We start from the raw sequence: 13,714 nt of genomic DNA, 5'->3' as shown, positions 1-13,714 counted from the left end.
AATTTACGTTTTAAGACCACTCGTTTTTTCTCTCCGGTAATTTATAAGGGCGGGCGTGGCCACGCGGTCATCAATCAGCGAGGCCTCGACCCATGCCAGCCGGACCGCCTTCCAGCCCGACAGAAGCCGCCCGCCTGCGGGCGACATGCCGCGGAGAAGCGCCACCGGCCCGGAATAGCTTTGGCGGGAACGGAAGCGCGGCATGATCTTCGCCTCCTTCGAGTTCGTCTTCCTGTTCCTGCCGGTCTATTTTACCCTCTATTTTCTGACGCCCGCGAAGTGGCGAAACTGGCCGGTCCTGATCCTCTCCTGGCTGTTCTATGCCTGGTGGCGGGTGGATTTCCTGGCTTTGCTGGTGGGGGTGACGGTGTTCACCTTCGCCGTGGCCCGCCTGATGGACGCATCGGGCGTCGAATCACGGCGCGGCAGGCAGTTGTTCCTACTGGGCATCCTCGGCAATCTGGGTGTGCTGGGCTATTTCAAATACGCCAATTTCGGCGTGGCCACGCTGAATGACCTGATGTCCGGGCTGGGCTTCCGGCCGATGGGCTGGAACGAGATCCTGCTACCCATCGGCCTGTCGTTCTACGTGCTGCAATCGGTCAGCTATCTGATCGACCTGCGCCGCGGCGTCGTGCCCGTCAGCCGCAGCTTTGTGCAGTACGCGACCTACAAGGCCATCTTCAGCCAGCTGATCGCCGGCCCCATCGTCCGCTATGCGGAGATCGCGCCGGACCTGAAGGAGCGGACCCACAGCCTGGCGCTGTTCGGCGCCGGCGCGCGCCGCTTCATGATCGGCTTCGCCATGAAGACCATTCTGGCCGATACGCTCAGCCCGATGGTCGATGCCATCTTCGCGCTGCCGGCACCGACCCTGGTGGAATCCTGGACGGGCGCGATCGCCTACACGCTGCAGTTGTTCTTCGATTTCGCCGGCTATTCGGCCATGGCCATCGGCTTGGCGCTGATGTGCGGCTTCCACTTCCCGCAGAACTTCAACCACCCTTACCTGTCCGGCAACATCCAGGATTTCTGGAACCGCTGGCACATGACGTTGGGTCGGTTCCTGCGGGACTACCTCTACATCTCGATGGGCGGCAATCGGCGCGGGCCCATCCGCACCTACGTCAACCTATTCATGACCATGGTGATCGGTGGCCTGTGGCACGGCGCAAACTGGACCTTCATCCTGTGGGGCGTGTGGCATGGCGGCATGCTGGCCCTGCACCGCTTCTGGAAGAACCTGGGCTTCCGGCCGATCCCCTACCTCATCGCCAACCCCATTCTGATGCTGTGCATCGTGCTGGGCTGGGTCACCTTCCGCGCACCGACGATCCACAGCACCTTCGGCATGTATGCCGGCATGCTGGGCCTGAACGGCACCGGCTTCACCGATGCCATCGCCTGGCAGATCACCCCCGACCAGCTCTGGACGATGGCGATCGCCGCCGTGCTGGTCTACTGGCCGGTGCTGACCGCCCGCACGCCGCTGGCGCGCCCGCCGGAGGAGAATGGCTGGGCCCTGCGCGCCGCCTGGACCGTGGCGCCGATGCTGGGCTTCGTGCTCGGCCTGATCCTGCTCTACAGCCGTGCCGCCGTCCCCTTCCTCTACTTCCAGTTCTGAGGCGACGATGAACCAGCCGGAAAGCCGCTTCCGCCGCGTTGCCTCTGCCGGGCAGGGTGCCGCTGTCATCGCCCTGCTGGGCTGGGGATTCTGGCAGGGCATCACCACCATCACCGCGCCCGCGGCGATGGAGCGCATCCGCCAGACCCTGTCCATCGAAGCGCTGCTGAAGGGCGAGACGGCAGCGGCGGTCAACCACGCCATGGCGAACAACCTGCCGGTGGATGCCGAGTTCCGCGCGGCGGGTGGTGTGTTCCGCTGGATGCTGTTCGGCTCAGGCGGGCCGCAGGTGCGCGCGGGCTGCGATGACTGGCTGTTCCTGACCGAGGAACTGCGCCCCTGGCCGGATGCCGAGGCACATCAGGCCACCCGCATCGCCGCGCTGCAACGGGCGACGGCGATGCTGGCCGCTCGGAACATCCAGTTGCTGATCGCCGTGGTGCCGGACAAGGCGCGGCTCTATGCGGGGGAATTGTGCGGGGCACCGTGGTCCCGGCAATCGCAGCAGCGCTACAACAGCTTCGTCACAGGCCTGCGGGCCGCCGGGCTGCAGCATGTCAGCCTGTTGCCGGCCTTGCAGGATGCCGCGCGGACGGCGCCGGCCTTCTACCGCACCGATACGCATTGGAGCCAGCATGGCGCCGCCGCCGCCGCCACTGCCCTGGCGCCGACCGTCCAGCAAATGGGCATCCAACCGGCCGAGACCTTCCGCACCGCCGCCGCCCCAACCGAGACCAACGGACCCGGCGACCTGCTGCGATTGATGAGCCTGGACAAGGTACCCGACTGGCTGCGCCCCACCCCCGACCGGCAGCACCTGGAGACGACGGAAGCCGCCCAACCCCCAGAAGCCGGCGGCGGCCTGCTGGACGAGACACCGGCGCCACCGGTGACGTTGGTGGGGTCTTCCTACTCGGTGAACGCCAATTTCCATGGGCGGCTGCAGCAGGCGCTGGGCGTCACTGTGGCCAATTTCGCCCTGGCTGGCGGCGGATTCTTCCGCGCCGCGGACGCTTACTTCACCGGCCAGGCGTTTCGCGAAACGCCGCCGCGGCTGGTGATCTGGGAAATTCCGGAACGCGTCATCAACCAGCCCATCGAGGCTGCGGAACGCCGCATCCTCGACCAATGGTAAGGCCATGCCGCTGAACGCGTCTCGCGCTCAGCGGCCTCTTGCCAGTTTCAGCCGCCCGGCGGGCGGCGCCAGGGGGTCACGACGTCCTTGGCCAGGAAGGCCTGTGGGCCACCCTGCCCCGGCATCATCCAGATGCTGTACATGTTGCCGGCCTCCAGGCCTTCCAGCGTCACCGGCAGCGGCGGCCGGCCCTCGCAGGTGGCATTCACCACCGCGTTGACCGGATTAACGCTGCGGACGCTGCCGGAGCCCGGTGCAACATCGCGCATCACCGCCGAGTTGTTGGAAGCCAGGGCGAGCCCGGCGGCCGGGCAATCCGTTGTGGCATTGTAGAAGGACAGCCGGGCGCGCAACTGGTTGAATTCGGCATTGTCGGTCCAGGCATGCAGCATCGGGGCGCCATCCGGGCCGCGTTGCAGCAGCACCGTCTGGAAGCTGCCGCTCCTGATCGGCAGGGTCAGTTCGACGCTGCGGCCACCGGATTGCGCCGTCAGCCGCACCTGCCGGCCCTCGACGGCTTCGACCACGGTATAAGGGCCGATGCGCTGTGCCTGCGCGGTGCCCAATGCCTGGGCCGGCCTGGTATCCACCTGCGCGGTGGCTTCGGCCGGCAATGTGTTCACGAAGCGCAGATAGGCGGAATCACGCGGCGGCAGCGCGCCGTACAGTGCTTCCTGCGCCGTCGCCGGCCCGGCCAGCAAGGTCGCCGCCAGCAGGGCGGAACGGAAGGTCACCGCCCGCATCACGCGCCCACCCGCTTGCGCACTTCGCTGATGAAGCTCTGCGCCGTCATGCTGTTCTGGCCCCAGATCTCGGTCAGGCTCGGCTCGTTCTCCAGGTCCATCTCATGGATGTTCCAGACGATGAGCTTCGGCCGCTGCTGGCGGAACATGTCGCTGGCCAGATAGCGCAGCAGCATCTGGTAGGGGCCGACCTGGTTGACGTCCCACATCAGCGAGACGGGGCGCTGCAACTGGTAGGACAGCATGGGGGAGAAGCCGTATTTCGGCTGCATGTAGCTGTTGCCGACCACCGCGACATCCGCCTTGTCCTCCTCCGTCAGCGAATCCTGGGCGGAGACGGGCGGGCGGAACATATAGGTCTGCAGCGGGAACTGGTCCCGCTGCGGCGCTGGCAACAGCCGGGCCAGGTCGTTGACATGCTCCATCTCCACCGGCGTGCCGAACTGCGTGCCCGGCTGGGTGGAAGCCGGCAACCCGGCCTTGGCGATGACCTCCCTGGCGAAGGCCAGGGCAGCGGCCTCGGCGCCCGCCGGCATCCAATGGGTGTCGGCCTTGAAGAACAGCGGCACCTGTGGCTGGGCGCGGCGTGCATCCGCCAGGGCGGTGGCCAGATCCGGCACCAGCGTGCCCGGCGCGCGCAGTTCGCGCAGCGCCTGGCTGTAGCGGGCCACCACTTCCGGCTTCAGCACCAGCCCGTCCGGCAGGAACTCGCCATAGAGGCGGGAGCGCGCCGGCAGCAGCGTGACGGCCGTGGCGATGCCCTTGGATTTCAGGATGCCGATAGCCTCGTTCATGATCGAGGTCACGTTCGTCACCAGGCGTGGCACCACCGGGTGCAGCACATCCCATGTGGCGAACAGCCAGCCGGACTTGCCGATCACCACGCCGTTGATGGCGGTGGGCGCCGCGGCGCTGGCGAGGCGTGGCGTCCCCGCCAGCAGGGCCGCGCCACCGAGCAGCGAGCGGCGTGACAGCTCAAGACGTTCACCGGGCGAAAGGACACGCATGCAACTCTCCTACCACTGCCGTTCGACAGGGCCGGGCTTGGGCCACCCTCGCCTGTCTCCCCCTATAGCGACATTGCCCGGCGCTCGCAGCGCACCGGGCACGGGCCAGTCTCAACGCCCCAGCAAGGCACGCACCGATGGCTCGATCGCCGTCGAGAGGATGGAATAGCCCGCCGCCGTCAGATGCAGCCGGTCAGCCGCCATACGCTCGGACAGGTTGCCGTCGCTATCCAACAAAGAGGCGCCGGGATCGACGAAGAAGATATGTTGCTGGTCGGCGCAGGAAGCGATCAAGCCGTTGATCTTGGCGACCGGCGTGCGGAACCAGTCCTGCGCCGTCGCCCCACGCGGCAGGATGCCGATCAGCAGGATCTTGCTCTCCGGCACACGTTGCCGGATCAGCCGGATGGTCTGGGCGATGCCGAAGGCGACGTCCTCGGTCTTCGGATTATGCGCGTTGTTGGTGCCGATCATCAGCACCACCAGCTGCGGCTTCAGCTGCTGGCCCAGCGGCGAGCGGCCCAGCCGCCAGAGCAGGCCCTGGGTCGTGTCGCTTGCCACGCCCATATTGAGCGCGGCGCGCTGGCCGTAATAGCGCTGGAACACCTGCGGGTCCCAGATCTGCGTGATCGAATCACCGAGGAACAGCAGCTTCACCCGCGAGAGGTCGGTGGAGCCGATGATCTTATCCAGCTCCTGCACCCGCTGGTTCCAGTAGGGCACGGGCACCGGCGCGGGAATCGCCTCCACTGGCAGGGTCGGCAGCGCCGGCACCGCCGGGCACACCGCGGGTGCCTGGGCCTGGGCCTGGGCCGACCCGGCCGCCATCACGCCAGCCAGGGCGAGGCCGAGCGTCAGGCGGCGGAATGACGACCAGAAAGTCACGGCGCCACCGTGGAGAGGTCCGGCCCCGGCTGCTCGAAGGCATAGCGCAGCCGCAGCAGGCCGGTGAACTGTTCCCAGTTGCCGGCACGATCGTAGCTGCCAAGGGCAGTCAGGCGCAGTTGCGGGGTGATGGCGTATTCCGCTTCCGCCCGGACGCCGCCGATCAGGCCATTGCTGGAATCGCTGGCGTAACGCGTCGTGATGGTCGGGTCCGCAGCCGCGGCGGCGACCAGCGAGGCCTGCAGCGCGGCATCGTTCGGGAACACGTCGCTGGCGTCCTCGCGATAGGTCTGCCAGCCAAGCGCGCCACCCAGGCGCAGCCGCCAATCGCCATAACGCTTGCGCCAATCGCCCTGCAGCACCGCCGCGAATTGCGATTGCGGGCTGAAATAGCCGCCCTGGCCCAGGGTGAAGTTGCGCAGATTGCGGTCGTAGGAGGTGTAGCGGGTGTCGACGCCCAGGACGAATTCCTCGTCCGGGCGGCGCAGCAGGGTCCAGGCCAGGCCGCCGCCGACTTCGAAGCGCGTGTTGCCGGCGACGTTGCGGCCATCCACGCTGGCATAGCTGCCGCCACCGTACAGGACGGTGTTGTTGGTCAGCATGTATTCCAACTGGGCACGGCCGCCGGTGCGGGCCACGTTGCCCCAGGTTGTGCCGGTCCGGCTATCCCGCATCCCGCCATAGGAGAGCAGGCTGTCATCAACGGCGCGCCGCTCCGCCGCCACGCGCAGGCGCAGCTTGTCGGTCAGAGCCGGTGCGTATTCGACGCCGCCAACCGCCGTTGCCATGCGGAAGCCGAGTGGCGTGGAGCCGATATCGGCGCGCACATCGCCGTAGGCATAGGCCACGTTCAGCGCCACGCCGGTGGCCCGCGACGAAGGGCGCGCCGTACTTCCGGGCGCCGCCAATGGATTGGTGCCGAAGCTGCGCTGGCTGTTGAAGTCGCTGCCGAGCGAGCCGGCGCTCAGCGCCACCGTCTCCGCCCGCGCGGTGACGCGGCCGCCGATGCCCGGCACAGGGGTCGAGGCCTCGACGGGCGCCGTCACTTCGGACAGGCGGCTGAGGCCGCCCTGGCCGGAACGCTGGCGGTAGCCGACGCCGGCCTGGATCCAGGTCACGGTTTCCTTGCGCGCCGCCGCCAGTTCTGTCGCGATCTGCGAGGCCATGGTGTCGGAGATTTCGGCACCACCTGCATTCTCGTTGCCGCTGCTGCGCAGTTGCGCTGCCAACAGGTTGGCATCCGTGCCCGCGCTGCCGCCACCATTGGCCTGCAACTGCGCGTAGCGGCGCACGCCGGCGCTCTCCAGCGACCGCAGCGCACGGCGATGGTCGCCCTGTGCCCGCGCCAGGCGCGCATCCATCAGCATGATGGCCGGGTCGGCCGGGTAGCGGCTGCGGCCTTCCTGCAACAGCGCATCGGCACGCTGCCAGTCCCGGCGCGCCAACGCCGCATCGGTCGCGACCGAGAGGGCTTCCAGATTGCCGGGGTTGCGCGCCAGAACCGCGTCCGCGATGCCCTGGGCATCGGCCGCACGGTTGCTGGCCAGGTAGACCCGCGCCAGGGCGAGGTTGACCGCAACATTGTCCGGCGCCCGCTGCAGGGCGGGTTGCAACTCGGCCAGCGCGCCTTCCTGGTCACCCTGCGCGTTCAGTTCATAGGCTTGCGCCACCGCCGCGCCGGCGCTGAGCGAGGCGATCTGCCGGCGCTGTTCCTCGGTCACGTTGCCTTCGGCCAGCAATTGCTGGGTCATGGCCCGTGCATCCTGCAGGCGGTTGGCGCCCAACAGCGCCCCAGCCAGTTGAATGCGGAAATCGGGCGAGGCGCCCGGGTTGGCGGCCATCGCGGCGCGTGCCGCCTGCAACGCGGCATCCTCCTGCCGCAGCCGGCCGAGTGCCCGCACCACGCCGGCGGCCGTCGTGCCGCTCGGGTCCGGCCTTCCGGCCAGGGCGACCAGCCGCGGCACAGCGTCCGACCGCGGCTGGGCCCGGGCGAACTGTTCCAGGCGGGCGATATCCTGCTGCTGGCGGCCCTGCGTCAGCAGGCGGTTGGCATCGGCGGATCGGACGCGGTTGGGAATCGCCTCGAGCCGGGCGATCACGTCGTCGTAGCGCTCATTCTCCAGCGCCAGCAGCGCGGCGGCGTAGGCGGCATCGTTGCCGCCCAATGCGATGAGCTCCCGCTCCTCCTGCGCCGCCAGGTCTTCCCTGCCCTGGTCGCGCAGCACGCGCGCCAGGTCCAGCCGCACCCAGGGGTTGCGGGGGTCGATCGTCTTGGCCCGGGCCAGCAGCTCGGCCGCTTCGTCCGACGATTCGCTGCGGCTGGCGGTGTCCCGCAGCACATAGGCCTGGCGCGTGGCGGCGCCGGCCGGCACCTGCAGGCCGGTTTCCTGTTGCAGGGCCTCTGCCTCGGCGAAGCGGTTCTGCCGTTGCAGCACCTCGTAGAGGCCGACCAGGGCTTCCGGCAGGCGCGGGCGGCGCGCCAGGGCCGAGCGGAACCGGTACTCGGCCGTGGGCAGGTCGTCACGCTGCAGGGCGACGCGGCCCAGGATCACCTCCGCCGCCAGCTGCTCCACCGCCGGGCCACGGCCGGCGCGGCGCGCCAGGTCGTCGGCACGGGCGAGGTCGCCGCGCTCCAGTGCCCGGCGGGCCAGGACGGAGGGCGGCAGGCCGCCGCCGGCCCGGGCATTGCCGCGCGGCGCGGCCGTTTCCAGCCCGCCGACGATGCTGGTGATCTCGCGTTCGCGGGTCCCGGCCTTCTCCAGCGCCTGGGCACGGAAGGCGCGGGCCTCGGCCACCTTGCCCTGCCGCATGCGGATGACCGCCATGCCCGCCAGGGCGCCGGCATCCTCGGGCGAGCGCGCCAGGGTGCTCTGAAAGATGTTCTCAGCGCCGGCGACGTCCCCGGCCTTCAGGAAGGCGTAGCCCAGCCCGAAGAACATGTCGTCGATCTGGTTCTGCCGGTCCGCCGGCGTCGCGGCCAGCGCGCGGTCCCGCAACACGCGGGCTTCCTGCAGGCGGCCCTGCTGCATTCGCACGATACCGAGGCCACCCAGCGCGGTCGGCTCGTTCGGTTCCTGCTGCAGGACGCTGGCGAATTGCTTCTCGGCTTCCTGCGGATTGTCCAGCAGTTCGAAGCCACGCATGCGGGCCAGGCCCAGCGCCTCGACCTGATAGGCCGCTTCCGCGTCGCGTAGCTTGGCGACCAACTGGGGGTCGGAGGGGTTGACCGCCAGATAGGCCTTGATGGCGCCCACCAGCTCGCTGTTAACGCCTTCCCACAGCAGCGCATCGCGCCACGCAGCCCGCGCCGCCGTCGCCACCTGCGGGTTGGCGGCCAGGGTCTTGAGGGTAGCGATGCCCTGGTAGCGGGTGGTGTCCCGGTAGGTCTGGATCTGCGCCAGCGCCAGCCGCAGGCGCAGGTCGTTAGGCGCGCGGCGGATCGCATCCTCCAGCGCCGTCGTCGCTTCCCGGAAGCCGGTCAGCGAGGAGTTAGCGAGGGAGGAATAGAATTCCAGCCGAAAATTATCAGGGATATCGGCATCGTTGGGGAACAGGACGCGATAGCGCGCCACCGCATCGGCGTGCCGCCCGGCTTGGGAAAGGCTGCGCGCTTCGTCCAGCGCCGCGCGGTCGGCATCGGTGAAGCTACGCTGCCGCTCGATCCCGGCGATGCGCGAATCATTCGGGGCGACACGGCGCAGGGTGGCCAGGTAGCCCTCCGCCTCGCTGGTCCGGCCGAGCTGTCCGGCCAGTTCGGCCGCGATGACGAGGGCGTTGGGATTGTTCGGGCTGGCGGCCAGGATGCGCTCCACGGCCGGCATCGCCATGTCAGGCCGGTTCTGGGCGCGCCAATACTCGACCTGCTCCAGCAAGGTCGTGAGGGCGGTGTTTTCCTCAGCCGGCGCCGCTGCCGCTGGCGCGGCGGCGGGGGGGATGGGGGCTCCGGGCGCGCGCGAAGCGGGCGGTGCCAGCGGCGGCAAGGCGGGGGCGGCGGATGGCGCGGGCGCCTGGGCCGCGGCCGTGCCGCCCAATATCATCACCCCCAGCATCGCGCCGACCAGCGGGCGATGTGAGGCATTAAGGCCCTCAATGGCGGCACGCGCCGTGCCTGGCGCCAACAGGGTGGCGCTACGCCGCTGAGAACCTTTTGTCATCCGATCGACCCACCGACGTCTGTTAGGTGCAACGTCCAGCTTTCCTCCGGCGTCAAGCACGCATCACCGGAGCATCGACCGCGCACTCGTCGCAATTTATCAACAAACCTATCATTTTGGAAAGCGTAACTTCGGAGAAGGTGAGCTTTTTACGCGGATCGCATCGCGCCATCTCAACACGATCTTTATCGGCTTTGCCGGAGTCGCTGCCTGTGGCGGACAGAGGACAGCAGCCTAGGCGAGTAACGGCATGCCAGTTAAAGCGCCGGGTTTCCAAATCCAGGCGCTTCACTCGCCATATATCTTTACAGAATTGCCACTTCGTCTCGCTTCTGCACGATTTTAGGCCGATCTGGTCACGGTACCACACACCATTTACGCGGAGGATAAACAACTTTTGGTTGCATGCAGACGGTTACTGAAGGTCTGTTCATCTGATCTTCACAGTCGATGGCGCCACAACGAATCGACGCTGAGAGCAGCTTTGCAGCTGAATGTGGGGGACGCACCAAGGACGGCATCAGGGTGATCGTCGGTCACAGTCTCAGGTAGCGACCCTGAACCGTTCCTGAGCATCGGCCCTCATCGTCATCCGAACCCAGCAAACTACCTGCCCCTCTGGCAGCCCAGAAGAATCCGTGGGTACCATCGCCAATGGCCGCGGCCATGGTAACTGGCGTCATAGGGGCAACGCATGCGCGCACGCATTCGCGATACTGAGATTTACTTCGACGTCGAAGGCATGGGCCTGGTGCCGGACGGCCCGCGCATGCGTGAACGGCCGGTTGCCTTTGTCCTGCATGGCGGACCGGGTGGCGACCACAGCGGCTTCAAGCCCGGCTTCTCGCCTTTGGCGGAGCGGATGCAACTCATCTACATCGACCACAGGGGCCAAGGACGCTCCTCCAAGGGCGACGCCGAGAGATACAACCTGGACGAGAATGTCGAGGATCTGGAGGCGCTGCGGCAGTATCTGGGCCTGGGGCCCATCGTCTCGATCGGCACCAGCTATGGGGGCATGGTGGCGATGGCGCATGCGGCCCGCTATCCCGAATCGGTGTCCCACCTGATCTGCGTCGTGACGGCGGCACATTCCGGCTTCCTCGCCCGCGCCCAGGAGATCGTGCGTGAGCGCGGCACGCCAGAGCAACAGCGCGTCTGCCAGATGCTCTGGGATGGCGCGCTCGACACGGTCGAGAAGCTGCAGCGCTATTACGAGGTCATGGGTCCGCTCTACTCGACGACCTTTGACCCCGAGGCCAGCCATGACGGACGGCGGCGGACGCTGCATGAGCCGGTGGCGCTGAACAAGGCCTTCCAGCCCGGCGGCTTCCTGCACCGCTACGATCTGCGGCCCGAGCTGAAGCGCATCACCGCCAGGACCCTCATCCTCGCGGGACGGCATGACTGGATCTGCCCACCGGAATTCTCCGAGGAGATCCACCGGCTGATCCCCGGCTCCGACCTCCGCATCTTCGAGCGCAGCAGCCACTCCATCCGGGCCGATGAGCCGCAGGCGATGATGGACGTCATCAAGGGCTTCATCGTCTACTGAGCAGGCGGTGCCGGCTCAGGCCGGCGTCACCCGGGCATGGCTGGCCAAGGTCGCATCGTCCAACTCGTAGAGCCCGTCCAGGATCGCCACCTGGAAGCTGCCGGGCGCGCTGGCCTTGGCCGCCGCCAACTCGCCCACCACGCCCAGCACCGTCAGCCCGGCCAGGGCAGCCTGCATGGCGGTGAAACCGGCGCCCAGGAAGGCGCCGATCAGCGCGGTGGCGGTGCAGCCCGTGCCAGTGACGCGCGTCAGCATCTTGTGGCCATTGGCGATGGCCCAGGTGGCCTGTCCATCCGTCACGTAATCGACCGCGCCGGTGACGGCGACGACCGCGCCGTGTTCCTTGGCGATGTGCCGTGCCGCCGCCAGCGCCGCACCGGAGCCGTGCGTACTGTCCACGCCCTTGGAAGAAACGGCCTCCCCCGCCAGGGCCAGGATCTCGGACGCATTGCCGCGCACCACGGCGGGCTGAAGCTGTACCAGGCTGCGCGCCGCCTGTAGGCGGTACGGCGTCGCGCCGGCGGCCACAGGGTCGAGAATCCAGGGCACCCCCGCCTCCCCCGCCGCCCGGGTGGCGATGTGCATAGCGGCCAGCTGCGGCGCTGTCAGCGTGCCGATATTGACCACCAGCGCCGCTGCCAGCCGGACAAAACTGCCGACCTCTTCCTCCGCCTGGACCATCGCGGGGGAGGCGCCGATGGCCAGCAGCGCATTGGCGGTGACGTTGGCCACAACCTGGTTGGTGATGTTGTGCACCAGCGGCGCCGCTTCCCGCAGACGCGACAGGGCGTGGGTCAGGTCAGGTTGCTGCATCGGGGCAATCCTCAGTCATGGTCTAGGGTCGTGCGGGCCAGGGCGTTCCAGAATGCGGACATAGCCCGGCCGCTGGCGTGGAGACAGGCCATGCCAGCAACGCCGCCAGCGCGACGCTGGCGGGTTGGTGCGGCCTCAGCCGCGCTTCACGCCCCAGAAGGCGGTGAAGCCTTCCGGCACGCCGGTGACGTCCCGCCGATAGGCGGTGCGCTGCATCAGCTGGCCGAGCGGAATGTATGGCAGGTCCTGGAAAGCCTGGCGCTGCATCTCGGCGGCGATGGAGACTTGCTGCGCCTCGTCCGGCGCTCGCAGCCAGCGGTCGCGCAGGCCTTCCAGGGCGGCGCTGGTCGGCCAGCCGCGGCCCGCATCGCGCCCATTGGCGCGCAGGGAGGCGTTCACGGCCGGGTTCATCTGGTCGAGGCCGGACCAGAAGGTGTGGAACACGCTCCAGCCCCCCTGCTCCACCGGCTCGGTCTTCGCCAGGCGCTGCAGGGCGGAGCCCCAGTCCAGCGCCTGGTAATCGACCTTGATGCCGATGCGCGTCAGCAGGTCCGCGCCGATATCCGCCAGCGCCTTCAGGTTGGGGAAATCCGATGGCGCCAGCAGCACCGCGGGCTCTCCGCTATAGCCGGATTCGGCGACGGCGCGGCGCGCGCGGTCCAGGTCCCGCGGCGAAGTGAGCACGTCCATGCCGGCATCGCTGGCCATCGGCGTACCGGGGCAGAAGAAGCCGACATGCTGCCGCCAACCATCCGGAAAGTCGCCCGCCACCGCCGTCATGAAATCCGCCTGCCGCAGCGCCGGCAGCACGGCGCGGCGCAGGGTGGGGTTACTGAAGGGCGGCTGGAGGTGGTTCATCCGCATGGAGCCGATGAAGCCAGTGGCATCCATGATCTCGATGCGGATGTCCTGGCTGCGCGCCAGCAGCGGCAGCAGGTCGAACCCCGGCGCTTCCCACCAATCGACCTCCCCGGCGCGCAGCGCCGCCGCCGCCGTGGAGGGATCCGGCAATACATGCCACTCGACGCGGTCAAGATAGGCGTGCTTCGGCCCGGCGGTGAAGCTTGATACGCCGTCCCGCGCCACATAGGCCGGGTTACGGTCGTACACGACGCGGGCGCCCGCCATGCGTTCCGCCGCGTTGAAGCGGAACGGGCCGCTGCCGACCATCTCGGTCACCGGCTTGAACGCGTCCGTCGCAGCCAGGCGCTCCGGCATCATGAAGCAGGCGGGGGAGCCGGGCTTGCCAAGCGCGTAAGGCAGCAGGGGGAAGGCCTGCCGCAGCCGGAAGCGGATCGTCTTGTCGTCCACAGCGACCAGTTCGTCCGTGAGGGCCAGCAGGGTCTGACCCAGCGCATCCCGCACACCCCAGCGGCGGATGCTGGCCACGCAGTCCCGTGCCAGCACCTGCGTGCCGTCATGCCACAGCAGCCCGTCGCGCAGGGTCAAGGTCCAGACCCGACCATCGGCCTGGGTGGTATGGCCAGCCAGCATCTGCGGCTGGATGCGGAAGTCGGCATCCATGCCGTAGAGCGTATCGAACACCAGCATGCCGTGATTGCGGGTGACGTAGGCGGCCGTCAGGATCGGGTCGAGCACCGCGAGGTCCGATTGCGGCACGAAACGCAGCACGCTGGCGCCCTGGGCACGGGACAAGCGCGGCGCCGCGAGCGCGGATGCGGCAAAGGCGGACGCGCCCGAGAGCGCCATTCGGCGGGTCAGTGACATGACAGGCAATCCCACGCTGACGCCGGGCCTGATGGCCCATCAACACAAGGGATATACCGTTTTACCCGTT

The 13,714-nt window shown here is 68.3% G+C and carries 11 protein-coding genes; 3 read left to right on the top strand and 8 right to left on the bottom strand.

What is annotated here, in order from left to right; all coding sequences use genetic code 11:
* Nucleotides 1-3 precede the first annotated feature (3 nt).
* Complete coding sequence (locus IBL26_RS01355; protein WP_187782648.1) at nucleotides 4-204, bottom strand: hypothetical protein; 201 nt, start codon at nucleotides 202-204, stop codon at nucleotides 4-6.
* Between IBL26_RS01355 and IBL26_RS01350 the strand changes: the two genes are divergently transcribed.
* Together IBL26_RS01350 and IBL26_RS01345 are read left to right on the top strand one after the other, a co-directional pair.
* Nucleotides 203-1,624, top strand: coding sequence for an MBOAT family O-acyltransferase (locus IBL26_RS01350; RefSeq protein ID WP_187782647.1), 1,422 nt, complete (start codon nucleotides 203-205; stop codon nucleotides 1,622-1,624). The two genes, IBL26_RS01355 and IBL26_RS01350, sit on opposite strands and share 2 nt — an antisense overlap.
* A 7-nt stretch (nucleotides 1,625-1,631) precedes the next feature.
* A complete protein-coding gene (locus IBL26_RS01345) occupies nucleotides 1,632-2,759 on the top strand; it encodes an alginate O-acetyltransferase AlgX-related protein (RefSeq protein ID WP_187782646.1) in 1,128 nt (375 codons plus the stop codon).
* 47 nt (nucleotides 2,760-2,806) lie between these two features.
* On the opposite strand, the gene IBL26_RS01340 is transcribed toward IBL26_RS01345, so the two are convergent.
* The 5 genes from IBL26_RS01340 to IBL26_RS01320 all read right to left on the bottom strand — a co-directional run bounded on the left by IBL26_RS01340 (nucleotide 2,807) and on the right by IBL26_RS01320 (nucleotide 9,840).
* The gene (locus tag IBL26_RS01340; protein ID WP_187782645.1) at nucleotides 2,807-3,493 is read right to left on the bottom strand and encodes an alginate O-acetyltransferase AlgF; all 687 of its coding nucleotides are present in this window, start codon (nucleotides 3,491-3,493) and stop codon (nucleotides 2,807-2,809) included.
* Between the two features lie 8 nt (nucleotides 3,494-3,501).
* Nucleotides 3,502-4,509 carry an alginate O-acetyltransferase AlgX-related protein gene (locus IBL26_RS01335; RefSeq protein WP_187782644.1) on the bottom strand — a complete coding sequence of 336 codons (1,008 nt, stop codon included), beginning with the start codon at nucleotides 4,507-4,509 and terminating at the stop codon, nucleotides 3,502-3,504.
* 111 nt (nucleotides 4,510-4,620) lie between these two features.
* Nucleotides 4,621-5,394, bottom strand: a complete 774-nt coding sequence (locus IBL26_RS01330) for a GDSL-type esterase/lipase family protein (protein ID WP_367615342.1) — start codon at nucleotides 5,392-5,394, stop codon at nucleotides 4,621-4,623.
* Nucleotides 5,391-9,548, bottom strand: a complete 4,158-nt coding sequence (locus tag IBL26_RS01325; RefSeq protein WP_187782643.1) for a cellulose biosynthesis protein BcsC — start codon at nucleotides 9,546-9,548, stop codon at nucleotides 5,391-5,393. Before IBL26_RS01325 ends, IBL26_RS01330 begins: the two co-directional genes overlap by 4 nt.
* Before the next feature lie 52 nt (nucleotides 9,549-9,600).
* The gene (locus tag IBL26_RS01320) at nucleotides 9,601-9,840 is read right to left on the bottom strand and encodes a hypothetical protein (protein ID WP_187782642.1); all 240 of its coding nucleotides are present in this window, start codon (nucleotides 9,838-9,840) and stop codon (nucleotides 9,601-9,603) included.
* 402 nt (nucleotides 9,841-10,242) lie between these two features.
* On the opposite strand from IBL26_RS01320, the gene IBL26_RS01315 reads away from it, so the two are divergent.
* Entirely contained in the window at nucleotides 10,243-11,103 is an 861-nt protein-coding gene (locus IBL26_RS01315) for an alpha/beta fold hydrolase (RefSeq protein WP_187782641.1), read from the top strand.
* A 15-nt stretch (nucleotides 11,104-11,118) separates the two neighbouring features.
* On the opposite strand, the gene thiM is transcribed toward IBL26_RS01315, so the two are convergent.
* Both thiM and IBL26_RS01305 read right to left on the bottom strand, forming a co-directional pair.
* A complete protein-coding gene (gene thiM / locus IBL26_RS01310; protein WP_187782640.1) occupies nucleotides 11,119-11,916 on the bottom strand; it encodes a hydroxyethylthiazole kinase in 798 nt (265 codons plus the stop codon).
* 135 nt (nucleotides 11,917-12,051) lie between these two features.
* Nucleotides 12,052-13,638 (bottom strand): ABC transporter substrate-binding protein, encoded by a 1,587-nt coding sequence (locus IBL26_RS01305; RefSeq protein WP_408901892.1) that lies wholly within the window; start codon nucleotides 13,636-13,638, stop codon nucleotides 12,052-12,054.
* Nucleotides 13,639-13,714 lie beyond the last annotated feature (76 nt).

The organism is Teichococcus aerophilus (assembly GCF_014490485.1).
GTDB lineage: Bacteria > Pseudomonadota > Alphaproteobacteria > Acetobacterales > Acetobacteraceae > Pseudoroseomonas > Pseudoroseomonas aerophila.
This window is presented reverse-complemented; position numbering and strand designations above follow the sequence as displayed.